Below are 21,767 nucleotides of genomic sequence, written 5' to 3'. Positions count from 1 at the left end.
GTCGAAGGACAGCGCGCGCCGATAGGTGCACTTCGACAGGCTCAGTGCGAACGGAACGAGGAAAGTCTGGCTTGGCTCTTTCTTCTCCCTCACGGGCGAAGGGCGCTGAACCCTCAAAGCCCCAGACTTCCCAAACTCTCCTGATCGAATTTCAGGCGGAAGGTGATGAACGGGCCGTCTCTGGTGTAGCGGCTTTCTTCAAAGTCACGGTCTGCGAAGCCGACGACATTATAGCCGACCGAAATATAGCCGTTCTTGAACGGAGTGATGCCGACGCTTGGTCCACCGGAATAAGCGATGCTGTCAAAACCATTGCCGATGCGCGCGGTGGCCTGACCGCCGACATCGATCGTGTCGGACAGGTCGAATTTGATATCCGCACCGATGACATTGCTCCAGCCTTCGACATCATCCTGCCCGAACCGGTCAAACACATAGCGGCTGCCCCAGAAGAAGCCATATTCGCCAGCTTCGGTGAACAGGCCGTTAGCGGCATCAACCGGTGTGTAGTTCACGCTCAGGCTGTTGATGATCCGCCGCGAAGTCACATTCCCGTCGACGAGAAGGAGAGCGCCGCCGATCGGACCGGATGTGCCGGAAACGGCATTGCGCACGCGATCTTCGCGGAATTCGAGCTTCTCGAGCCACGACCATTCGCTGTCGGCCGGGCGATGGGCCCAGCTAGCTTCCGCTTCGATCACTCTAGTGCTGACGCCGGTTTCGTCCTCCGCGACAAATATGCTGGCGAGCGCGCCCAAAGCGCTGCCTTCGCTGATCTGTTTGAGGAGCGCGGTGGTAAAGCCATAGCGCTCGCTAATATCACCATCGCGATATTCGGCCCGACCGTTCCAGCTCCAGTCGTCATGACGGAAGGTGAAGCCGGCGGTGACCGCCAGGAAGTCTTCGGTCAGCGTCGTATCATTGCCCAGAAAACCACCGGAAGCGACCGGTTGTTCTTCATTGATTACGTCGTTGCGATCGAATCCGCCGATGGTTTCATTGCCGTCCAGCGAGAAATCGATCGTCCATTTGTCGTCCAGCGGAATGCTCTGGGTCAGGCCATAGGCGGCAAAAGTGCGCGGGCCATATTCGGTGATTTCCTGCTGGTTCATGCTGCTGACGATGCGTCCGCCGTCCCACGGCGTAACGTCGACACCGATCCGGGCTGTCCGGGCATCGATATTCTCGCCATCGGCAATCTCATAGGTGCCGATGATCTTGATATTCTTGGTGACGGCATAGCGGGCCGAGAAGCTGTGCCGCGCGGGGAAATCAATGCTTTCGTCCTGACCGCCCAGAGCAAATTCGGTTTGCGCATCCAGTTCCAGCTTGCCGTCGAACAACTGCTGGGTCGCGCCCAGCCGGACGAGCCTGGACTCGTTCTCGGTGCCATCGGACAGCCGGTCATTGGCATAGACGAGACCTGCGCGGAACGACCTGTCCTTCGTGCGATATTCCAGTTCGGCGGTACCGGAGCGGCGGCGGGCGCCCGACGTCAGAAAATCTTCCTGATAGCTGGTGACCGCCAGAGACAGATTCTCGCGGACCCTTACGCTGGCGTCGATACCGAATTTACGGGTGCCGGTTTCGGCGGCATTGAGTTGGCCCAGGCCATAGCCGGTCGCCTGACGCCGGACATAGGCGAGCAGATCGAATTTCGAACCATGATGCTCGGCTTCGACCAGCCAGGCGGTGGCGGCTTGCCCGCTGTTTGTCGCGGTGACCGCTTTTGCTTCATTGTCGGTGACGGCCAGTTCCGCGCGGAATTCGGTTCTGACGTCCGGGCGATAGCGGACATCAACGCCGAGCAGATCGGTTTTGACGCTCTCGTCCTCGTCATGCACCGCGGTCGCGCCGATTTTTAGCTTCTGGTCGGCGGTCTGGTAAGTCGCGCGGCCACCGACGTTGAGATTGCGCCCGCCAACGCCGAGAACTTCATATTCGGCGATGATGAACTGCGGATCGAGCCCGCTGCTACGGCTGAGGATCGGTTCGCGAAAGCGCAAGGTGCCGGCGAGATAGTCGATGTCATAATCGATATGCCGGGTCAGCTCGGTCTGTTCGATGATCTGGTCCGAACGCAAGCGGTCGCGCGTTTCCAGCGTGATCCGCTCGCTATTCGCCAGGATATCCCGTGCGGCGAGCGCATAAGGACCGGACAGGCCGTTGCCCTGGATTTCCTCGCGGCGATATTGATTTGGCGAGTCCGCGCCAAAGGCGTTGAGATGGACCTGATCGCTTTTATATTCCGCCTTGATGCCGTTGAATGCGCGCTGATATCGCGCCAGTTCGGGTTCGCTGATGCCGGTTTCATAATCGCCGAACAGGGCGTAAAATTGCGGCCGTTCCAGCTTGAGATAGAGGCGGCGCACCGAAGCGGCATCATAGCGTTGCTCGCTGCGGTCGGCATAGACGGTATAATAGCTGCGGGGATCGATGACGCCCTGAAACAGCGTTTCGTCTTCCTGCTTGTCGCTGTCATAGGCCAAGGTCATGAGCCATTTGCCGGTCACACGGCCCTTGGCATAAAGCGCGACGCGGCCATCGACGTTGATATTGTCCTCGTCGTCGGCAAGGTCCTCGAGCCGTTCGTCCAGCGTGTTGAAGCCAAGCGTACCGGCGGCAAAGCCGACGACGGTCCAAGGACGGTCGCCCGGATCAAGCCATGTCTCGATACGCTGGGTCCGTTCCACTTCGCCATCCCGGAAGGGGAAGGAAATGCTGAGCGAGCCGGAGGCCGTCGTCGGGGCGAGTTCGATATAGGCGATGCCGTCCTCGCCTTCGACCCGCCATACCGGCTCAGCCCGTTCGAGACCGGCTAACTGATTGGCCTGCTGGGCATCGATTTCAATCGCCGGAGCATATGGCGCAGGGACGCTAAAATCGCCTACCATGCCGTTGCGGGCGGGCTTGCCGGTGCGATCCGTTAGCCGCACGGCAATCACCGGACGGGTAACGCCATCGGCGACCAGGACCGACCGGTCCTTGAGCAGTTCGGCATTCAGCGGACTGCCGGCATAATGAACCTTGCGTTCCAATTGCTGGACGAGCGCGCCATTCTGATCGACGACCCGTGCCACGAAGATATTGGTCCGCTCTTCGATTTCGATGCCGCGCCAGGTGCTGACCCGGATTGTGCCGTCCGCGCTCTTCTTCGTTCCGTCAAAAGCAAGGGGATTGACCGGCTTACCGTTGACCGACAGTTCAACCTTCTGGCCGTCCTGATGCTTGATCGCGACGCGCAATGCCTTGACGCGCGGATTATGATCCACTTCGGGGAACAGCCATGCGATGCCGGGCTCCTGACCGGATAGCCAGTCCTGACCGGCTCCGGCAGCTTCCGGATCAGACAGAACGGCGGGCTTGTGATAGTTATATTTTTCGCTGATCTCTCTCGGCGCAACGGTTTTTGCCCGGAAGTCCGCGCGCTTCAGTGCGCCGCCACGGCCTTCGACAAAGCGGGAAATATCGCTGCCAGCGGTCCGTGTGTTTCGCGCGCAGTCGACCGGCGCGAGATCGGCGGGGAAGGTTGACGGATCGACCTGAACCACGTGCAGGCCGGGTTTCAGCCCTTCAAAATGATAGCGACCTTCACTGTCGGTGACCGTATAGGTCCCGTCTTGCAAGATCACCCGAACACCGCCAATTCCCGAAGCTTTTTCGGGATCGGTCGAGCAGCCGCCGTCGGTAATCCGGCCGATCAGCGTGAACCGTTCGAATATACCGTCGCGTTCCACGCGAACCAGCGCGTCGACGGTCGGGCTGGTCGCGCCGCGATCATCGCTCGCCGAGGCGAGATTGAGGGCGTCTCCCGGCTGCGCGTCCTGACGCACTTCCGCGATATAGGTCAGCAGACCGCTGCCGGAAGGGGGCAGGGGTGGTGCCTCGACGGTAAAATCCTGTCCGTTGGGCTGAACAACCGGTGTGATCAGTTCGCCATTATAGCGGATCGTACCGGTTTTGAGCCGCATTGCGCGCGGTAGCTGATCGGAAATCGTAATCTGGCCTGTGGTTCGCACAGCATCGCTATTTTCTACCGTGACCCGGTATTGCACGGCGTCTCCCGGCGCCGCCAGCGTCGCCGAAGCTGTTTTGGTGATGATCAGGTCCGTCCCCGGCTTGTCCAGCGGCACATCGACGCGCACCGGAGCAGGGTCATTCAATATGATGATCCCGCCATAGGAACCGTCGACAATGGTGAATGGCATCCCGTCTGTCCGCCGCAAGGGGGCCAGTTGCTGGGGCGTGGCTGCCGATGCGAAACTGTAGGGCTGCGGGGGCTCGACCAGCAAGCGGTAGCGCCCCGCTCGTGCGAACGGAAAGCGATAGAAGCCTTCGGTGAAATTATAGACGGTGCCGCTACTATCCGTCACCGTGTCGCCGGTGATCACTGTGCTGGGAAAGGCCGACACACCGTCATCACCGAAAACTTCGGCCGGCTGTCCGGTTGCAACATCTATCAGGGTGACCCGCGTTCCCGATACCGGCGCGCCGTCACCGCTATCGAACGTTTCGCCAAAGGGATCGATCAATATGCCCAGCGCCACTTTGCCCAGCGGATTTCCCGCCATTTCGGCAATCGCAACATCGAGTGTATCACCGGGATGGACCGACAGCCTGCAGTCGCCCTGCACCGGATTGGGCGGTATTGCGGCGGTGTTGATCATCCCGATAAAACGGGATGTATCGGGGCCGGTTTCCGAAATCAGGATCACTTCGCGGTCGCCTGCAGGCGTCGAAAGGACGATCTCGAAACTGTCGACCGTCAGCGGGTCCAAATTCTTGCTTGGCGCTAGGATGGACACGATCAGCGGCGCACCGGCCCGGATTTTGTCGGTCGGCGTGATCGATGCCGGGTTCGTGGACGTAGCGGCAAAGGCGCCGTGCAGTTCGATCGGTATACTTCCTGCGGAACCACGGCACATCGTGCCCGGGATGCGCACTTGTTCGGCTCCCGGAGGATCACTGAACTGATAGGTTGTGATCTCGGGCGGCGCGCTAGGCGCTGGAACGACCTGAATGTCGACGCGATTGGAGGGCTTCTGCAGCCTCTGGCCACCTATATCCCATTCCACTTGCGCAATATTGCTGATCAGCGGCAGATTCTGGGCATGCGACTGCTCCCCGGCAAACGCGGGTTGCACGAGTGCCGTAGCAGCAGGCACGGCTAAAGCGCCTGCGACAAAGGCTAGGCCGACTGGCCTAAAAAAGGTGGTGAATATACCCACAGCTATGCCTGAAAAACGGCGGCAAACCAGACAAACGCCGGTTTGCCGCCAGATTCCAGAGTGCCTAGTCTACCGTTACACGGAAGATCATGGCGCGGTTCGTGCCCGCAGCGATGTCAGACAAGGCGCCACTGACCGTCAGTCCCGAAATACTGCCACCGGCAGCACCACCAGTACATGTCTGGGTCTTCGGCGGACCGACCGTAATCGTCGCAGTTGCGTTCAAAAAGATCGAACCGGGGACAAAGGTAATGCCGTTGCCTCCCACATCCGCCGGCAGCGTATCGGTGATAGCTATACCGGTAGCCGTCGCCGAACCCGCACCATTGGCTACCGAAATACAATATTCGATAACCGCGCCGGGTATGGCTTTCGGATTGGTTGATCCCAGCGGATCACTGACCACACGGCTGGATTTGAACACCGAAATGTTCGCTGCAGCAATCTGATATGTGTCGGTGGCGCTGTGATAGCCATTGCCGGCGACATCACCGGTACTCGTACCAGCCCCGTCTGCGAAGACGTTCTGGACCAGCGTTGGATCATCAACAGCTGTGGAATTGTTGGCGAAGGCCGTACCCTTCACGCCGGCGCCGGTAGCAGGAAGTCCCGATCCACCATGGGCCGCCGCCTGGCCAATCAGAGCAACATTCGCCAGATTGCCGGTTACGACACCCGTCGGAATGTTCGCCACAGCGTGAATGGTCACGCTGGTATCTTCGGCGAGGTTGTCGATATAGGTGATCAGCGTATCGGCCGCGTTGAATATACCATCCCCGTTATCGCGATAGTAAGTTGTGGTACCGGTCGTGTTGAAATTGTCGCCGCCTAGCTGTTCGGACGTCAACAACACGTCGATCGTATCGTTGGTCTGGTTGCTGACGGTATAGGTCACGGCCTGTTGGGTCTGTCCGGGAGCGACGATGGTGTTCACCGCATCGCTTTTGGCCACAACAAGATTGACCTTTCTGTCGACAACGAACGTGTCGCTGGTGGTAACCGCGGTTTGCGCGGTCCCGCCGACGTTGAAAGCAACGCTCACATTGTTGGTAATACTCGTTCCGGCATCAGTGCCCAAGTCTGCAGCGAACGCGGGGTTTGCACCCAGCGCCGCTACAGAAATGGTACTAGTGGCAACGAGAAGTTTCAGTATACTGGTCATAACTGTCTCCTGTTTCACTTAATTGGATTGCCTAACCCCGCGGCAATCCATAGCGGTTGCGATCACTTTACAGTGCCGCGGAAAATCAATTTCCCCTCCGATCCTGCGGAAAGGGCGCGATTAAATTTCCATTTTACGTGAGTCACGTCGGTCATGAGGGCAGGGCGAATGTCGCCATTGTCCCTCGCGTAGGTGAGAGCCGAAAGTGGCCCCCAGGTTTTGCCTCCGTCAACGGAGACAATTTCGGTGCCATCAGACGTTCCATTGAACGCCACCGCCTTTGGCAGCGGGTTGGTGACAGAGAAATCGGATGCCGGCGCGCTGCCGACATTTTTATATTTGACGACGAACACGAGATTGTCGCCGGGAATGACTGTTTTTGGCTGCTCGAGAACCAAAGCGGTGGTGCCGTTCGGTTTCGCAACCTTGCGCTCGATAAACACGTCGCTCGACAGGCTGACGTTATTGGCCGCCATGGCGGTGCCAGGAACTATCAGTGCTATCGCAATGAAAAATCTTTTAAACATGTAGCTGTCCCCCTGAAACTTATCAGTCGATGGTTACTTGAAATGTGATGGTGCGTGTCTGTCCGCCCGGCACCGTGCCCAGAGCCACGGCGATCGCACTGCCGTCGAAAGCGCCCGCGTCGGCATCACCGGGAGCGTCGGTCAGTGCCGCGCCCTCCAGGGTGATGCTTCCGCTATTATAAGTGGTGTCAGCCGGGATATCGTCGGTGATCGCCAGATTGGTCAGGTTTCCGGTGCCGGTTGTCGTTGCAACCAGCTGATATCGGATGACTGCACCTGGCACGGCCTCTGTTCCACCAAAGGGATCGACGATGGTCGCGCTTTTGACCAAAGTGATTTCGGTAGCCTGGATTACCAAGAAGCCGCTGTCCTTGTCGCTCGCGCCGGTTGAACCAACCACCGCATCGCCCCCGCCATCGCCTTGTCCGGCGAATATGTCGCCCGGCGTACCGCTGCCGGTCTTGGCCACGGCAGAAAGTTCGATTTCTGAGCGATCAGCATCACCGGCGGAGGCAGGAATGGTGGAAAGGATGAAAACGGTGACGCTTTCATCAGGCGCAAGCACCGGGTCGTTGGTGCCGGGCGTATAGATGGAATCGACTCCGGGATCGTAAACGCCGTTGCCATTGCTATCGAGAATGATCTGTTCGAACGTCGTGTCAAATTCGTCGCCGGGCTTTGCCGTATCCGCTGATAACGTGAAGGCTTCGTCGCCGTTGCCCGTGTTGGTAACCTGATAGGTGGTGGCCTGTCCGGTCAATCCGGGCGAGGTGGCCACATCGCCGGGGTCGCTGGACACTACCGTGACATCCAGCAGCTCGTCGACTTTGATAGTGACTATATTAGAATCAATGGTGACGGGTGAACCGCCCGATGGTGCGTCAAACGTTGCCTGTGCCACATTGACGATGTCGGTTCCCGCGACCGTGCCTGCTGCCTGCGCAGATGCCGGTGTCAAAAAAAGAGCTGCGGCACTCACCGCAAGCGTCAATCGCCGTCGGACGGAAATTGTGGCAAGGGGATGCGAAACCCATTCGCAAGCCTGTTTTTCTTCTCTGGTCATGCAATCTATATGGCAAAGAAAGAAAAATATTTGGTAAACAGATGCTGGATGACGTCATGGGTTTTTCGCCGCCGAAACCGTCGGAAAACAGCCAATAATTTTAGTTAATTAACGAGCCGTTTCGCTCTGCTTTACGCCCTGTTAACCGTAACGGGATGTAACTTACGGTATTTGTTGCCGTCAATATAAGGTTTTGCGATTTTCTCGGAACCATGTCTGGCGCGCTTATCTGGCAGGGTGATAAATCGTGGCTAGATCGGCCATTTCGAGAAATATCTGTGATAATCGAAAGAGTGTAGTTGACAGGGATGCACCGCTCTTATACTTGCGCTGCTTCACCGCCTATAGAGGCACATAAGCGGGTGTAGCTCAGTTGGTTAGAGCGCCGGCCTGTCACGCCGGAGGTCGCGAGTTCAAGTCTCGTCACTCGCGCCATTTCCCTTGTTTTCCGGGAGATGGCGCAAAGCCCCCTTGTTCATCCAGGTCAGCAACGGACGGATCGGAAAGATCCAGCCAATCCCCAGAATGACATAGGCTGGCAATTGCAGCCAGAAATTAAGCCCGCTGAGATAATCGATCAGCGTCACGGCTATGCCGCACCACAGCAGGATCAGAAACAATATCAATATCATGCCGACTGGCTTGCGCCAGCTTGGTTGTTCTTGTCGGATTCTATCGGTTTCTGATGTCATGACGTCATCCTAAATTATTCTATTATTTCACATTCCGTCACGATCATGTGCAGCGGTAGATCATGGGGCTCGCTCGGGATCTCTGCCGCTTCCTGCACTGACCAGGCAAGGCCAATGCGGGGGACCTCCGGATATTGCGCAAAGCTCCGGTCATAATAGCCGCCACCCTGACCCAGTCGCCGCAGCGATCGGTCAAAGGCCACAAGCGGGGCAATGATCATGTCAGGATCGGCGAGGGGGCATGTGTCGCCAGGTTCGGGAATGTCCCGGAATCCTGATTCGAGCAATTCAGGGCCGGTCACCAGCCGGAATTCCAGCACGCCGTTATCCGTTACGCGAGGAAAAGCAATATTGACGCCGGTCTCCGTCAGATATTCGATCAGCCGCTCAGTGGGGGCTTCGCTGCCGACGCTCCGGTAGAATGCGACCGTCTGGCCCGGTTCGAACAGGCGGGTCAGTGGTGAGGGAGGGCGGCGGAAAGACAGGTTACGGCTTGCCACGTCGAGCTGGCCAACAAAGGCATCCCGCCGCCTTCTATATTCTTTACGCAGTTTCTTCTTATTCTCTTTCAAGATACTCAAAAAACATGCTTTCTTTGAAAATGTGACGGGACCATCTTGGTCGTTTGCCGGAAAATCCTCTGACGCCTATTACGTCAGGTGGGTGCCATATGCATCGGACCCGACTGCAAAACAGTCCGCAATCCGTACAGGGACAGCTCCCTAGGAAGTTATATCGCCTCAGGGATGTTCGTATCAAGCTCGTGCCAGACAGTACCCGTCAGATCTTATCTAGGCGTGATATAGGAGTTACTCAAGGCTATTTGCCAGTTGTTCCGTGCGATCGGCCAGTTTTTCCAGCGCTGCTACAACCTGATCGCTGATTGGGCTGGTTGGTGGCGGGGCAGGTGCGGCCGCAGGCGGGGTGGACGCAGCTTGGGCGTTGTGCAGATCGTCGGCCAGCAGCAATGATGTAAACAGCAGCATCCGGCTTTCGGTCAGGCTTGAAGGGTCACCGGATTCGCGGGTTTTCTCGTCAACCATTGTGGCAAGCTTGGTGAGATGCGATTCTTCGCCGTCCTGACAGGTGACCATGAAGGTTCGTCCGCCGATTTCCAGTTTCATTTGCGCCATATCAATGTTCCTGTCGTTCGATCAGGCTGTCTATCGTCTCGATGGCCTGCTGCATTTCCGACTTCAACGCTTCGTGGCGCGCCGCCAGTGCCGGGTCGATCTCTGTCTTGATACTGGCTTTTGCCGATTCTATGCGACTTAAGGCGCGTTCAATCCGGCCTATGGCAAGGATGACTGGTTCATTGTCCATGAGCATTTTCCATAGCTTGCTTCCAACAGGTAAGGTCTTGTCTGGCGTTGCTATCAATCTATTCCGGCGCCGTAAACACTAGATCCTTAAAAGCGGTCCTTGACGCCGCCTTGCTGGATCATCAAAGGAAGAGGCAAAATAGCGAATCGCAGCATTTCGCTGTGCGCTTTCACTCGCCAATCCGGGAGATTAGACCAGTCATGACTGTTACCGAAAAGAACATGGCAAACGCCATCAGGGCGCTAGCCATGGATGCGGTGCAAGCAGCGAACAGTGGCCACCCGGGCATGCCGATGGGTATGGCGGATGTTGCCACTGTCCTGTTCAGCGACTTTCTGAAATATGATCCGAAAGCGCCGAAATGGGCGGACCGTGACCGGTTCGTATTATCGGCGGGCCACGGATCGATGCTGATCTATTCGTTACTCCATTTGACCGGCTATGCGCGGCCAACGCTGGATGATATCAAGAATTTCCGCCAGCTTAGCTCGCCTTGTGCGGGCCATCCGGAAAATTTCAAGCTGGAAGGGGTCGAGACGACCACCGGACCGCTGGGGCAGGGCTTCGCCACTGCCGTCGGTATGGCGATTGCCGAACGGCATCTGAACGCGACCTTCGGCGACGATCTGGTCGACCACAAGACCTGGGTCATCGCCGGTGACGGTTGCCTGATGGAAGGGATCAACCACGAAGCGGTTGGTCTCGGCGGGCATCTGGGGCTTGGAAGACTTAATGTTCTTTGGGATGATAACGGCATAACTATCGACGGTGGAACGGAATTATCGACTAGCGAAGATATTCCGGCACGCTATCGGGCATCGGGTTGGCATGTGGTTTCCTGCGACGGTCACGATTTTGACGATATCCGCAAAGCGCTGAGCGAAGCGGAAGCCGATCCACGGCCTTCGCTGATCGCCTGCAAGACGGTCATCGGTTATGGCGCTCCGACAAAACAGGGCACATCGGCAACCCATGGCGCTCCCCTCGGCGACGAGGAGATTGCCGGAGCCCGCGCTGCTCTCGGGTGGGATTCCGAACCTTTTGTCATTCCGGATGATGTTTTGGCGTCCTGGCGGAAACTTGGTGAAAAGGGCGCTGCTGCCCGGGCCGAATGGGAAAAACGGCTGAGCGGCGACGCGCAATCGGCAGGATTCCAGCGGCGTATGGCTGGTGAACTGCCGGATGACAGCGCGATGCAGGCCTATCTCGCGGGTCTGGCTAAAGACCCGCCGAAATGGGCAACGCGCAAATCTTCCGAAATGGCGCTGGGCGCAATTACCGAAGCGCTGCCCGAGATGATTGGCGGCAGCGCCGATCTTACGGGTTCGAACAATACCAAAACTCCTTCGACCAAGCCTCTGACAAAAGACGATTATTCCGGACGCTATATCTATTATGGTATCCGCGAATTCGGCATGGCAGCGGCGATGAACGGAATGGCGCTGCACGGCGGCATCATTCCTTATGGCGGGACTTTCCTGGTGTTCACCGACTATTGCCGCGGCGCGATGCGGCTTTCCGCGATCCAGAATGCCCGGGTCGTCTATGTCATGACGCATGACAGCATCGGCCTGGGAGAAGATGGTCCGACCCACCAGCCGATCGAACATATCCAGAGTCTGCGCCTGATGCCGAATATGCACGTCTATCGGCCCGCCGATGCGATTGAAACGGCAGAATGCTGGGCGCTCTCGATCAAGCGTGCAGACGGTCCGTCGACTCTCGCACTGACTCGTCAGGGCCTGCCGCCGCTGCGTGATGACGTTAGCGTAAATCTCTGTGAAAAAGGCGGATATCGCCTGAAAGCGGCGGAAGGCGACAAGCGGGTCGTATTGATCGCTACCGGTTCCGAAGTGTCGCTGGCGATGGATGTCGCGGCCAAACTGGAAGCGGCCGGCGTTGGCGCTGATGTGGTCTCGATGCCTTGTACTGAATTGTTCGACGGGCAGTCCGATGACTATCGGAATGAACTGCTTGGCGGTGATGCTGTGCTGCGGGTCTCGATCGAAGCGGGTACGACTTTCGGCTGGGAACGCTATACCGGTCTGAACGGGCTGCGTTTCGGCATCGACAGTTTCGGGGCTTCGGCGCCGATTGACGATCTATATGCGCATTTCGGCCTGACCGTGGATGCCATCACCCCGCAGATAATGAAGAAAATTGGCTGAAATTTAGCGGTAATTTTGAATTCAAAGGAGCAATAGCAATGACGAAAGTAGCAATTAACGGATTTGGCCGGATCGGCCGTCTTGTGGCGCGCGCGATATTGGAACGCGATGATGACGGCCTCGAGCTGGTCGCTATCAACGATCTCGCTGACGCCGAATCCAACGCGCTGCTTTTTGCCTATGACAGCGTTCATGGCCGCTTCCCCGGCGAAGTCACCGCTCACGGCGATCACATCATGGTCAATGGCAAGAAAATTGCAGTCACCTCCGAACGCAATCCCGGCGATCTGCCGCATGCTGCCATGGGTATCGATATCGTGCTCGAATGCACCGGCTTCTTCCAGTCCAAGGATGCGGCGCAACCGCATATCGATGCCGGAGCGAAGCGCGTCCTGATCTCGGCTCCGGCCAAGGGAGATCTGAAAACGGTTGTCTTCGGTGTCAATCACGACGTCCTGACGTCATCGGATCTCATTGTTTCCAATGCGTCTTGCACGACTAACTGCCTCGCACCGGTCGCCAAGGTGCTGAATGACACCGTCGGCATCGAGCGCGGTTTCATGACCACGATCCACAGCTACACCAACGACCAGCGGATCCTCGACCAGATGCACAGCGACATGCGCCGTGCCCGGGCCGGTGCGGTCAACATGATCCCGACAACAACGGGCGCGGCCCGCGCTGTCGGTCTGGTATTGCCGGAATTGAACGGCAAGCTCGACGGTTCGTCCGTCCGCGTACCGACACCGAATGTCAGCCTGGTCGATCTGGTGATCACGCCCAGCCGCGACACCACGGTCGAGGAAATCAACGGTGCGCTGAAAGCGGCAGCGGAAGGCCCGATGAAGGGCGTATTGGTGTTTGAAGACAAACCGCTGGTTTCCAGCGATTACAACCATCAGCCGGCAAGCAGCACCGTCGACAGCCTCGAAACGACGGTTATGGACGGCAAGCTCGTCCGCGTCGTCAGCTGGTATGACAATGAATGGGGCTTCTCCAACCGCATGATCGATACTGCCAAGGTAATGGCAGGCTTGCTCTAAACCATAAAGGTTCTGATTAATGTCGGCTAACAGTTTTAAAACGCTTGATGACATCGGTGAAGTTCGGGGAAAATGCGGCCTGATCCGCGTCGACCTGAACGTCCCGATGGCGGATGGCAAAGTGACTGATGATATGCGGTTGAAGGCTTCGTTGCCGACGGTCGTCGAATTGGCCGACAAGGGTGCGAAACTGCTGTTGATCGCCCATTTCGGTCGCCCGAAAGGCGAGCATAAGCCGGAATTTTCCCTCGAGCCCGTGGTTGCGCCTCTGGCAGCGGTTCTCGGCCGGGATGTCGGGTTCATGCAAGAGCCCGATCAGGCCGCGATCGACGCTTTGCCGGACGGCAGCATCACCGTGCTGGAAAACAGCCGTTTTGCGCCGGGTGAAGAAAAGAATGATCCCGCTATGGCCAAGGCGATTGCTTCCTTCGGTGATTTTTACGTCAACGATGCTTTCTCTGCGGCGCATCGCGCCCATGTGACGACCGAGGGGCTGGCGCATTATCTGCCGTCTTATGCCGGTCGTTCGATGGAACGCGAATTGACCGCGCTCGACAAGGCACTGGGCAATCCGGAACATCCGGTTGCCGCGGTCGTCGGCGGGGCCAAGGTTTCCAGCAAGCTCGACGTGTTGCGGCAGATGGTCGAGAAAGTCGATCATCTGATCATCGGCGGCGGCATGGCCAATACATTTCTGGCTGCACGCGGCGTCAATGTCGGCAAATCCCTGTGCGAACATGATCTCGCCGATACCGCCAATGCAATATTGGAAGCGGCCGACAAGGCCAATTGCACGGTGCACCTGCCTTATGATGTCGTGGTGGCGAAAGAATTCCGGCCCAATCCGCCAACCCGCACCGTCAATGTGCACGAGGTCGCGGCCGACGAAATGATCCTCGATATCGGTCCGGCCGCTGTCGAGGCCCTGTCAGACGTGCTCAAGACCTGCAAGACGCTGGTCTGGAACGGTCCGCTGGGCGCGTTTGAAACGCCGCCTTTCGACGTTGCAACGGTCGCACTGGCGAGAACAGCGGCGGCCTTGACCAAGGAAGGGCAATTGCTCTCGGTTGCAGGCGGCGGCGACACGGTGGCTGCGCTCAACCAGGCGGGCGTTGCCGATGATTTTAGCTTTGTATCGACTGCGGGCGGAGCGTTTCTCGAGTGGATGGAGGGCAAGGTCTTGCCCGGCGTCGAAGCACTCAAACGATCCGATTGAAAATTAATGGGAATGCAAGAATGGCGAATAGTGAAATGTTGAACAAGATTGAAAATGGTCAGGGCTTTATTGCCGCGCTGGACCAGAGCGGTGGCTCGACGCCCAAGGCACTGGCCGGTTACGGCATTGGCGAAGATTCGTTTTCGAACGATGACGAGATGTTTGGACTGATCCACAAGATGCGCAGCCGCATCATTACCGCGCCAAGCTTTGGCAGCGGCAAGATCATCGGGGCAATCCTGTTCGAGAAGACCATGAATGGCGAAGCCGGCGGCAAGCCTGTTCCGGAAGCGTTGTGGGATCGCGGCGTCGTACCTTTTCTGAAAGTCGACAAGGGACTGGCTGACGAAGAAAATGGCGTGCAGTTGATGAAACCTATTCCGGACCTTGACGAGCAATGCAAAAATGCTGTCGCCAAAGGCATGTTCGGCACCAAGATGCGTTCGGTCATCAACAAGGCCAATGCCAAGGGCATTGCCGCCAATGTCGCGCAGCAATTCGAATTCGGCAAACAGATATTGAGTCACGGACTGGTGCCGATCATCGAACCGGAAGTGAATATCAAAAGCGACGAACGCGCCGAATGTGACAAGATATTGCTCGGTGAATTGAACAAGCAGCTCGATGCTCTGGCGGATGACCAGCGGGTGATGTTGAAATTGTCGATTCCCGTCGAGCCCAATCTCTACAAATCGCTGATCGATCATCCCAAGGTGGTTCGTCTGGTAGCGCTGTCCGGCGGTTATTCGACCGAAGATGCTTGTGCGGAACTGACCAAGAATGAAGGCATGATCGCCAGCTTCAGCCGTGGATTGCTTCAGGATCTGCGGGTTTCCCAGAATGATGAGGAATTTGACGCAGTATTGGGTGGCGCAATCGACCAGATCTATCGCGCGTCGATCGCCTAGATAGACGGGATTGTTGATCACGTGAGCGATAATCAGGGTTGCCAACTCTATCTTATCTCGCCGCTGGAAACCGGCGGCGATTTTCCGCAGCGGCTGAGAAGCGCGCTGGAAGCGGGGCCGGTTGCCGCCTTCCAGTTTCGCGTGAAAGATATCGGTCACGAGGAAGCGGCGCGGCTTGGCGGGCCGTTGAAAGCCATTTGTGACGAATTTGACGTGGCCTTCATCGTCAACGACGATATCGCGCTGGCCAGGCAATTGGCCGCCGATGGCGTGCATCTCGGGCAAAGTGACGAGAAACTGAAAAATGCCCGAGCGGAGCTTGGCGATGATATCCAGATCGGTATCACTTGCCATGACAGTCGTCATCTTGCGATGGAAGCGGGCGAGGGCGGTGCAAATTATGTGGCGTTTGGTGCTTTTTTTCCGACCCAGACGAAGGAAACATTTCATACGCCGGAGCTGGACATATTGCAATGGTGGTCGGCGATGATGGAAATTCCCTGCGTGGCGATTGGCGGGATCACACCGGACAATTGCCAGCCATTGATTGACGCAGGCGCAGATTTCCTTGCGGTGAGCGGTGCCGTCTGGAATGATTCCGAAGGCCCGGCTCACGCCGTTCAACGTTTCACTGAAATTTTGGAAAACAGCTAGCTGCTTTTACGAAGAGCTTCTGGTCCTGCCGACATTGGAGGACAGATATTGGATGACAAAGTTGTTCACCGATGGCGGCGCAAAACTGGGCATTTGTTCGATATCGCGCAAATAGCCTTCGGTTGGTTTGAACGAGCCCATCTGACCACGAGAAATTGAATAGCCGAACAGGCCAGCGGCCAGCGCGCATCGCTCGACTGGAGCCGCATCGCCGTCGTCGCGCCGGGCCCGGATAATTTCTGTCTCTACCATGATCCGGTTATAGCTGCCGGGCGATTCTCCGTATTGTATGAAAAAGACCTTTGGGCAATCCTATAGCCTTTCGGTGTCAGCGGGCTTGCCTATTATCGGCCAGCAGATTACAGCGCCGCTCAATCAAACAAACGATCGAGCGAGACAAGCGATGAAAATCAGCGGTGTAGATATCCGTCCGGGCAATATATTGGAATATGAAGGTGGCTTGTGGAAGGTCGCCAAGATCCAGCATACACAGCCGGGCAAAGGCGGCGCCTATATGCAGGTCGAGATGAAAAATCTCATTGATGGCCGCAAGACCAATGTTCGTTTCCGCAGCGCGGACACGCTCGAGAAGGTCCGGCTTGATACCAAGACCTTTCAATATCTGTTCGCCGATGGCGACATGCTGACCTTCATGGACAAGGAAAATTACGAGCAGCTTACGTTGCCCGCCGATTTGCTTGGCGACGCCGTGGCATTCTTGCAGGATGGCATGGACGTGCAACTGGAGCTTTATGACGAAAAGCCGATCTCCGTGGCACTGCCCGACCAGATCGAGGCCGAGGTGGTCGAGGCCGATGGCGTGGTCAAAGGCCAGACGGCTTCATCCAGCTATAAGCCGGCTGTTCTCGACAATGGCGTTCGCGTCATGGTGCCACCGTTCATTTCGGCGGGAACCCGGATCATCGTCGACGTCTATGCCCGCGAATATGTCGGTAAAGTTTCCTGACAATATAGATTCCCTTCCCGCTTGCGGGAGGGGGCAGGGGCGGGCATGACCATGTTGCTCACCCGCTCTTTGAAAAATAGATAGACCCACCCACAGCCCCTCCGGTAAACAGGAGGGGGGAGATAATTAAATGCCAGCACATTCCGCCCTTATCACCGTCATGGAGCGCGCTGCGCGCAAGGCGGGATCGCGCCTGCGCCGGGATTTTGGTGAAGTCGAACATCTCCAGGTTTCCAAAAAGGGCCCGGCCGACTTCGTATCCAAGGCGGATATGCGCGCCGAACGGATTCTGTATGACGAACTGCTGAAGGTTCGTCCCGGCTGGGGCTTCGTTCTCGAAGAGGGCGGCATGATCGAAGGCGAGGAAGGCAAGCCGCGCTGGATCATCGATCCGCTCGACGGCACGACCAATTTTCTCCACGGCATCCCGCATTTCGCGATTTCAATTGCGGTTCAGGAGCCATCGCTCGACGGCCGCGGCTGGGGCAAAATTACCAGTGGTTTGATCTACGAACCGCTCAACGACCAGACATGGTGGGCGGAAATGGACAAGGGCGCATGGCTTGGCGAGCGCCGTTTGCGCGTGTCGGCCCGTCGCGATATGTCAGAAGCACTGATTGCCACCGGCATTCCTTTCAAGGGTCATGGCGATCTCGGTGAATGGGCGCGTATTTTCGGTGCCGTGGCGCCGCAGGTGGCGGGTATCCGTCGCAACGGTTCGGCTGCGCTCGACCTCGCCTGGCTGGCGGCCGGTCGTTATGACGGCTTTTTTGAAGCGGGTCTGAAGGTGTGGGACGTTGCTGCAGGCATACTGATGGTCCGCGAAGCCGGTGGTTTTGTCACCGACTATACCGGCGGCGATCAGCCAATCGGTCAGGGCGAAATATTGGCCTCGAACGAAGCGCTGCACAGCAAGTTGCACCGGATATTGGCAAAGTCGCTGCTGTAAGTGCGAATGGCTCGCAAAAGGCCGTAAATTTAAGCCATTTCGACCTTGCGGCATGGGGAGCCACTGCCTAAAAGCAGCCCAAATATTAGCGAAACGAGTCTGTTTGTGGTCGATCTTTCCGAATATGCACCAATTTTGTTGTTCCTGTTCGTAGCCGTTGGCTTGTCGACAGCGTTCGTGTTTCTGCCTATGGGCGTCTCGCGATTGACCGGAACCCATAATCCCAGCGCTGAAAAGCTCTCGGAATATGAATGCGGCTTTCCCGCCTTCGAAGATTCGCGCAGCCAGTTTGACGTGCGCTTCTATCTCGTCGCGATCCTGTTCATCATTTTCGATCTCGAAGCGGCGTTTCTTTTTCCGTGGGCGGTATCGCTTGATCTGACCGGCTGGGTTGGCTGGTCGACGATGATGGTGTTCCTCGCGGAACTGATCATCGGTTATATTTATGCTTGGAAAATGGGAGCGCTGGAGTGGGATTAGAGGCTAACACCACGGGTTCGGCGATACTCAACGCCGATGGTACCCCGATGCGTCCGAATACCGATCCCGACGAGGGGTTTTTCAAGGACCTGAATTCGGAAGTGAATGACAAGGGCTTCCTTGTCACGTCGACCGAAGAGCTGTTTCAATGGGCGCGCACCGGCTCCTTGTGGTGGATGACTTTCGGTCTCGCTTGCTGCGCGGTCGAGATGATCCACGTCAACATGCCGCGTTACGACATGGAGCGCTTCGGCGCTGCGCCGCGCGCCAGTCCGCGCCAGTCGGACGTGATGATCGTTGCCGGAACGCTCTGCAACAAAATGGCACCGGCTCTGCGCAAGGTCTACGACCAGATGTCCGACCCGAAATATGTGATCTCAATGGGCAGTTGCGCCAATGGCGGCGGCTATTACCACTACAGCTATTCGGTTGTCCGTGGCTGTGACCGGATCGTTCCGGTTGATATTTACGTGCCGGGCTGCCCGCCGACCGCAGAGGCTTTGCTCTACGGCGTAATGCAATTGCAGCGGAAGATCCGCCGCATCGGGACATTCGAGCGCTAATATGGCAAATTCCGCACCTGTAATCTCCAGCAACACCGGCGTTGCTGCAAAGCTTGGCAAAGCCATCGGCGCTGCCTTGATCGATACGGTCGAGGCTTATGGCGAAATCAGCTTTACCGTGGAGCGCAGCAAGCTGGCTTTGGTGCTGGACAAGCTGCGCGACAAGCATGAATATCAGCAGTTGATGGAAATAGCCGGCGTTGACTATCCGGATCGTCCGGAACGGTTCGAGGTCTGCTATCATTTGCTCAGCCTGACCAAGAATCACCGCATCCGCGTCAAGGTTTCGACGGACGAGGATACGCCGGTGCCCAGCGTCACCCATATCTGGGAAGTCGCTGGCTGGCTCGAGCGCGAAGTGTTCGACATGTACGGCGTGCTGTTTGACGGTAACACCGATTTGCGCCGCATCCTGACCGACTATGGTTTTCAGGGTCACCCGTTCCGCAAGGATTTCCCGCTGACCGGCTATGTCGAGATGCGCTATTCCGAAGAAGCCAAGCGCGTGGTTTACGAACCGGTCAAGCTGGCGCAGGATTTCCGCAGTTTCGATTTCATGTCGCCATGGGAAGGCGCGGATTATATTCTGCCCGGTGACGAAAAAGTGGGCGGCGAAGCGCCACCACCGACACCGAAAACGACAGACAAGAAAAATGACACCGGCGCGGGCGACAAGGCCAATAAAGAAGCGGCCAAGCCATCGAAGCGCAAGAAGGCGGCTGTCAAGAAGCCTGCTCCGAAACGGACCAAGTCGGGTACGCAAAAGAAGGGGGAGGGCAAGTGAGTTTCCGGCCCGCAAACTCTTTCGTCCTGAGCTTGTCGAAGGACATGGTCTGTCACAAGCCGGGCTTCGACAAGCTCAGCCCGAACGGCATTGAATCGGAGATATCAAATGTCTGACTATCTCGACGAAATGGATCATATCGCAGATGACGCCGACCCGACGGTTGGCGATCTTGAAATCCAGAATTTCACGATCAACTTCGGTCCCCAGCATCCGGCCGCCCATGGCGTGCTGCGGATGGTGATGGAACTGGACGGCGAAGTGGTCGAGCGCGTCGATCCGCATATCGGTCTGCTGCATCGCGGCACCGAAAAGCTGATCGAGCACAAGACCTATTTGCAGGCCTTGCCCTATTTTGACCGGCTCGATTATTGCTCGCCGCTCGCGATGGAGCACAGCTATGTGCTGGCGATCGAGAAATTGCTCGATCTCGAAGTACCTCTTCGCGGCCAATATCTGCGGGTATTGTTCGCAGAGCTGACCCGCATCTGCAATCACATGCTCAATATCGGCGCCCATGTCATGGACGTCGGCGCGATGACCCCGAACATCTGGGTGTTTGAAATCCGCGAGCAATGTCTTGAATTTTTCGAACGGGCCAGTGGCGCGCGGATGCATAGTGCCTGGTTCCGGCCCGGCGGCGTCCATCAGGACGTGCCGCTGAAGCTGCTCACCGATATGGCCGACTGGCTGGATGAATTTCCGACGCTGTTCAACGATGCGATGAGCCTCGTTGTCGGCAACCGTATCTTCAAGCAGCGCAATGTCGATATCGCGGTCGTATCGAAAGACGATGCTGTGCGCTGGGGCTTTTCCGGTCCGGTATTGCGCGGCAGCGGTGTTGCCTGGGACCTGCGCAAGTCGCAGCCTTATGATGTTTATGACCGGATGGAATTTGACGTTCCGGTCGGCACAAGAGGCGATTGCTATGACCGCTTCATGGTCCGGGTTGAAGAAGTGAAGCAAAGCGCGCGGATCATGCGCCAGTGCCTGAATGAAATGCCTGACGGACCGGTTGCCTCCACCGACCGCAAGATCGTCCCGCCCAAGCGCGCCGAGATGAAGCAGTCGATGGAAGCCTTGATCCATCACTTCAAACTCTACACCGAGGGCTTCCACGTTCCGGCCGGCGAAGTCTATGTCGCGACCGAAAGCCCGAAGGGCGAATTCGGCGTCTATCTGGTCAGCGACGGCACCAACAAACCCTATCGCTGCAAGATCCGGCCCACCGCGTTCAGCCATCTGCAGGCAATGGACTTTATGACCAAGGGCCACATGCTGCCCGACGCCACCGCGATCTTGGGCGCGATTGATATCGTATTTGGAGAGTGTGACCGATAATGGCTGATGCACCAACCATCCCCGACGAGATCGAAACCCGTGCCAAATGGGGCGATTTTGCTTTCACGCCTGCGAACGAGAAGCTCGCGAAATGGCAGATTGCGAAATATCCGGCTGGCCGCCAGAAATCGGCGGTTATGGCGCTGCTCGACCTTGCCCAGCGGCAGGTTGGTGCAGACACGAAAACCCAGGGCTGGCTGCCGGTTCCGGTGATCGAATATGTCGCTGCCTATCTCGATATGCCCTATATGCGGGCCTATGAGGTCGCGACCTTCTACACCATGTATAATCTAGCGCCGGTCGGCCGCTATCATGTGCAGGTTTGCGGCACCACGCCCTGCATGTTGCGCGGCAGCGATGATGTGATGGCAGCCTGCAAGAACAAGGGTCTCAACAAGGGCAAGACCACGCCCGACGGGCTGTTCACGCTGACCGAAGTCGAGTGTATGGGCAATTGCTCCAACGCACCGATGGTGCAGATCAACGACGATAATTACGAAGATCTTGATTATGACATCATGACCCGGATCCTCGAAGATCTGGCGGCGGACAAAGACATCAAGGTCGGTTCCCAAATCGGTCGCAAGACCAGCGAAGCCGAAGGTGGTCCGACCAATCTGAAAGCCATGGTCGACGCCAATCACGATTACCGGAAAGAGTGGTGATGCCATGCACGTTGACGGATATGCAGGCTGGATC

General features: G+C 57.2%; 21 protein-coding genes and 1 tRNA gene. 13 read left to right on the top strand and 9 right to left on the bottom strand.

Features of this window, described 5'->3' with window-relative positions; genetic code table 11:
- Positions 1–113: 113 nt before the first annotated feature.
- The 4 genes from AAC060_RS10160 to AAC060_RS10145 all read right to left on the bottom strand — a co-directional run bounded on the left by AAC060_RS10160 (position 114) and on the right by AAC060_RS10145 (position 7,980).
- The gene (locus tag AAC060_RS10160) at positions 114–5,228 is read right to left on the bottom strand and encodes a hypothetical protein (RefSeq protein WP_339825690.1); all 5,115 of its coding nucleotides are present in this window, start codon (positions 5,226–5,228) and stop codon (positions 114–116) included.
- Between the two features lie 64 nt (positions 5,229–5,292).
- Positions 5,293–6,390 (bottom strand): hypothetical protein, encoded by a 1,098-nt coding sequence (locus tag AAC060_RS10155; protein ID WP_339825687.1) that lies wholly within the window; start codon positions 6,388–6,390, stop codon positions 5,293–5,295.
- A gap of 62 nt (positions 6,391–6,452) precedes the next feature.
- The gene (locus tag AAC060_RS10150) at positions 6,453–6,917 is read right to left on the bottom strand and encodes a hypothetical protein (RefSeq protein WP_339825685.1); all 465 of its coding nucleotides are present in this window, start codon (positions 6,915–6,917) and stop codon (positions 6,453–6,455) included.
- A 22-nt stretch (positions 6,918–6,939) separates the two neighbouring features.
- Positions 6,940–7,980 (bottom strand): hypothetical protein, encoded by a 1,041-nt coding sequence (locus tag AAC060_RS10145; RefSeq protein WP_339825683.1) that lies wholly within the window; start codon positions 7,978–7,980, stop codon positions 6,940–6,942.
- Between the two features lie 358 nt (positions 7,981–8,338).
- On the opposite strand from AAC060_RS10145, the gene AAC060_RS10140 reads away from it, so the two are divergent.
- A tRNA-Asp gene (locus tag AAC060_RS10140) sits at positions 8,339–8,415 on the top strand.
- Here AAC060_RS10140 and AAC060_RS10135 read toward each other — a convergent pair.
- The 4 genes from AAC060_RS10135 to AAC060_RS10120 form a co-directional block, all read right to left on the bottom strand.
- Positions 8,394–8,672 carry a DUF2842 domain-containing protein gene (locus tag AAC060_RS10135; RefSeq protein WP_339825681.1) on the bottom strand — a complete coding sequence of 93 codons (279 nt, stop codon included), beginning with the start codon at positions 8,670–8,672 and terminating at the stop codon, positions 8,394–8,396. The genes AAC060_RS10140 and AAC060_RS10135 overlap by 22 nt on opposite strands.
- Positions 8,673–8,686: 14 nt before the next feature.
- Complete coding sequence (locus tag AAC060_RS10130; protein ID WP_339825679.1) at positions 8,687–9,253, bottom strand: 5-formyltetrahydrofolate cyclo-ligase; 567 nt, start codon at positions 9,251–9,253, stop codon at positions 8,687–8,689.
- A gap of 228 nt (positions 9,254–9,481) precedes the next feature.
- Positions 9,482–9,805, bottom strand: a complete 324-nt coding sequence (locus AAC060_RS10125) for a cell division protein ZapA (RefSeq protein ID WP_339825677.1) — start codon at positions 9,803–9,805, stop codon at positions 9,482–9,484.
- A gap of 1 nt (position 9,806) precedes the next feature.
- Positions 9,807–9,995, bottom strand: a complete 189-nt coding sequence (locus tag AAC060_RS10120) for a hypothetical protein (protein WP_339825675.1) — start codon at positions 9,993–9,995, stop codon at positions 9,807–9,809.
- 200 nt (positions 9,996–10,195) lie between these two features.
- Here AAC060_RS10120 and tkt point away from each other — a divergent pair, with 200 nt between their 5' ends.
- Genes tkt through thiE form a run of 5 tightly spaced genes read left to right on the top strand, consistent with a single transcriptional unit; the run spans position 10,196 to position 15,984 of the window.
- The gene (tkt, locus tag AAC060_RS10115) at positions 10,196–12,163 is read left to right on the top strand and encodes a transketolase (RefSeq protein ID WP_339825673.1); all 1,968 of its coding nucleotides are present in this window, start codon (positions 10,196–10,198) and stop codon (positions 12,161–12,163) included.
- 38 nt (positions 12,164–12,201) lie between these two features.
- Complete coding sequence (gap, locus tag AAC060_RS10110; RefSeq protein ID WP_339825670.1) at positions 12,202–13,206, top strand: type I glyceraldehyde-3-phosphate dehydrogenase; 1,005 nt, start codon at positions 12,202–12,204, stop codon at positions 13,204–13,206.
- 19 nt (positions 13,207–13,225) lie between these two features.
- Positions 13,226–14,422: a phosphoglycerate kinase gene (locus AAC060_RS10105; RefSeq protein WP_339825668.1), complete on the top strand. Its 1,197-nt coding sequence runs from the start codon at positions 13,226–13,228 to the stop codon at positions 14,420–14,422.
- 20 nt (positions 14,423–14,442) lie between these two features.
- Positions 14,443–15,330, top strand: coding sequence for a fructose bisphosphate aldolase (locus tag AAC060_RS10100; RefSeq protein WP_339825666.1), 888 nt, complete (start codon positions 14,443–14,445; stop codon positions 15,328–15,330).
- Positions 15,331–15,351: 21 nt separating this feature from the next.
- Complete coding sequence (thiE, locus tag AAC060_RS10095; protein ID WP_339825664.1) at positions 15,352–15,984, top strand: thiamine phosphate synthase; 633 nt, start codon at positions 15,352–15,354, stop codon at positions 15,982–15,984.
- Positions 15,985–15,990: 6 nt separating this feature from the next.
- On the opposite strand, the gene AAC060_RS10090 is transcribed toward thiE, so the two are convergent.
- On the bottom strand, positions 15,991–16,236 hold the full coding sequence (locus tag AAC060_RS10090; protein WP_339825662.1) for a hypothetical protein: 246 nt from the start codon (positions 16,234–16,236) through the stop codon (positions 15,991–15,993).
- Between the two features lie 151 nt (positions 16,237–16,387).
- Between AAC060_RS10090 and efp the strand changes: the two genes are divergently transcribed.
- The 7 genes from efp to AAC060_RS10055 all read left to right on the top strand — a co-directional run bounded on the left by efp (position 16,388) and on the right by AAC060_RS10055 (position 21,733).
- A complete protein-coding gene (gene efp, locus AAC060_RS10085) occupies positions 16,388–16,951 on the top strand; it encodes an elongation factor P (RefSeq protein WP_339825660.1) in 564 nt (187 codons plus the stop codon).
- Between the two features lie 130 nt (positions 16,952–17,081).
- Complete coding sequence (locus AAC060_RS10080; RefSeq protein WP_339825658.1) at positions 17,082–17,900, top strand: inositol monophosphatase family protein; 819 nt, start codon at positions 17,082–17,084, stop codon at positions 17,898–17,900.
- Positions 17,901–18,005: 105 nt separating this feature from the next.
- A complete protein-coding gene (gene ndhC / locus AAC060_RS10075) occupies positions 18,006–18,380 on the top strand; it encodes an NADH-quinone oxidoreductase subunit A (RefSeq protein WP_335651416.1) in 375 nt (124 codons plus the stop codon).
- Positions 18,381–18,427: 47 nt separating this feature from the next.
- Positions 18,428–18,943, top strand: coding sequence for an NADH-quinone oxidoreductase subunit B (locus AAC060_RS10070; protein WP_176279511.1), 516 nt, complete (start codon positions 18,428–18,430; stop codon positions 18,941–18,943).
- A 1-nt stretch (position 18,944) separates the two neighbouring features.
- Positions 18,945–19,727, top strand: coding sequence for an NADH-quinone oxidoreductase subunit C (locus tag AAC060_RS10065; RefSeq protein ID WP_339825655.1), 783 nt, complete (start codon positions 18,945–18,947; stop codon positions 19,725–19,727).
- A 108-nt stretch (positions 19,728–19,835) separates the two neighbouring features.
- Positions 19,836–21,068 carry an NADH-quinone oxidoreductase subunit D gene (locus tag AAC060_RS10060; RefSeq protein ID WP_339825653.1) on the top strand — a complete coding sequence of 411 codons (1,233 nt, stop codon included), beginning with the start codon at positions 19,836–19,838 and terminating at the stop codon, positions 21,066–21,068.
- The gene (locus AAC060_RS10055; RefSeq protein ID WP_339825651.1) at positions 21,068–21,733 is read left to right on the top strand and encodes an NAD(P)H-dependent oxidoreductase subunit E; all 666 of its coding nucleotides are present in this window, start codon (positions 21,068–21,070) and stop codon (positions 21,731–21,733) included. Before AAC060_RS10060 ends, AAC060_RS10055 begins: the two co-directional genes overlap by 1 nt.
- The last annotated feature ends 34 nt before the right edge of the window (positions 21,734–21,767 follow it).

It is taken from the genome of uncultured Parasphingorhabdus sp. (genome assembly GCF_963975555.1).
Lineage (GTDB): Bacteria > Pseudomonadota > Alphaproteobacteria > Sphingomonadales > Sphingomonadaceae > Parasphingorhabdus.
This window is presented reverse-complemented; position numbering and strand designations above follow the sequence as displayed.

Coding starts and splice junctions, on each gene's coding strand:
- AAC060_RS10155 (WP_339825687.1), bottom strand. CDS start 6,390: ATGACCAGTATACTGAAACTTCTCGTTGCCACTAGTACCATTTCTGTA.
- AAC060_RS10150 (WP_339825685.1), bottom strand. CDS start 6,917: ATGTTTAAAAGATTTTTCATTGCGATAGCACTGATAGTTCCTGGCACC.
- AAC060_RS10145 (WP_339825683.1), bottom strand. CDS start 7,980: ATGACCAGAGAAGAAAAACAGGCTTGCGAATGGGTTTCGCATCCCCTT.
- AAC060_RS10135 (WP_339825681.1), bottom strand. CDS start 8,672: ATGACATCAGAAACCGATAGAATCCGACAAGAACAACCAAGCTGGCGC.
- AAC060_RS10125 (WP_339825677.1), bottom strand. CDS start 9,805: ATGGCGCAAATGAAACTGGAAATCGGCGGACGAACCTTCATGGTCACC.
- AAC060_RS10120 (WP_339825675.1), bottom strand. CDS start 9,995: ATGGACAATGAACCAGTCATCCTTGCCATAGGCCGGATTGAACGCGCC.
- tkt (WP_339825673.1), top strand. CDS start 10,196: ATGACTGTTACCGAAAAGAACATGGCAAACGCCATCAGGGCGCTAGCC.
- gap (WP_339825670.1), top strand. CDS start 12,202: ATGACGAAAGTAGCAATTAACGGATTTGGCCGGATCGGCCGTCTTGTG.
- AAC060_RS10105 (WP_339825668.1), top strand. CDS start 13,226: ATGTCGGCTAACAGTTTTAAAACGCTTGATGACATCGGTGAAGTTCGG.
- AAC060_RS10100 (WP_339825666.1), top strand. CDS start 14,443: ATGGCGAATAGTGAAATGTTGAACAAGATTGAAAATGGTCAGGGCTTT.
- AAC060_RS10090 (WP_339825662.1), bottom strand. CDS start 16,236: ATGGTAGAGACAGAAATTATCCGGGCCCGGCGCGACGACGGCGATGCG.
- efp (WP_339825660.1), top strand. CDS start 16,388: ATGAAAATCAGCGGTGTAGATATCCGTCCGGGCAATATATTGGAATAT.
- AAC060_RS10080 (WP_339825658.1), top strand. CDS start 17,082: ATGCCAGCACATTCCGCCCTTATCACCGTCATGGAGCGCGCTGCGCGC.
- AAC060_RS10070 (WP_176279511.1), top strand. CDS start 18,428: ATGCGTCCGAATACCGATCCCGACGAGGGGTTTTTCAAGGACCTGAAT.
- AAC060_RS10065 (WP_339825655.1), top strand. CDS start 18,945: ATGGCAAATTCCGCACCTGTAATCTCCAGCAACACCGGCGTTGCTGCA.
- AAC060_RS10060 (WP_339825653.1), top strand. CDS start 19,836: ATGTCTGACTATCTCGACGAAATGGATCATATCGCAGATGACGCCGAC.
- AAC060_RS10055 (WP_339825651.1), top strand. CDS start 21,068: ATGGCTGATGCACCAACCATCCCCGACGAGATCGAAACCCGTGCCAAA.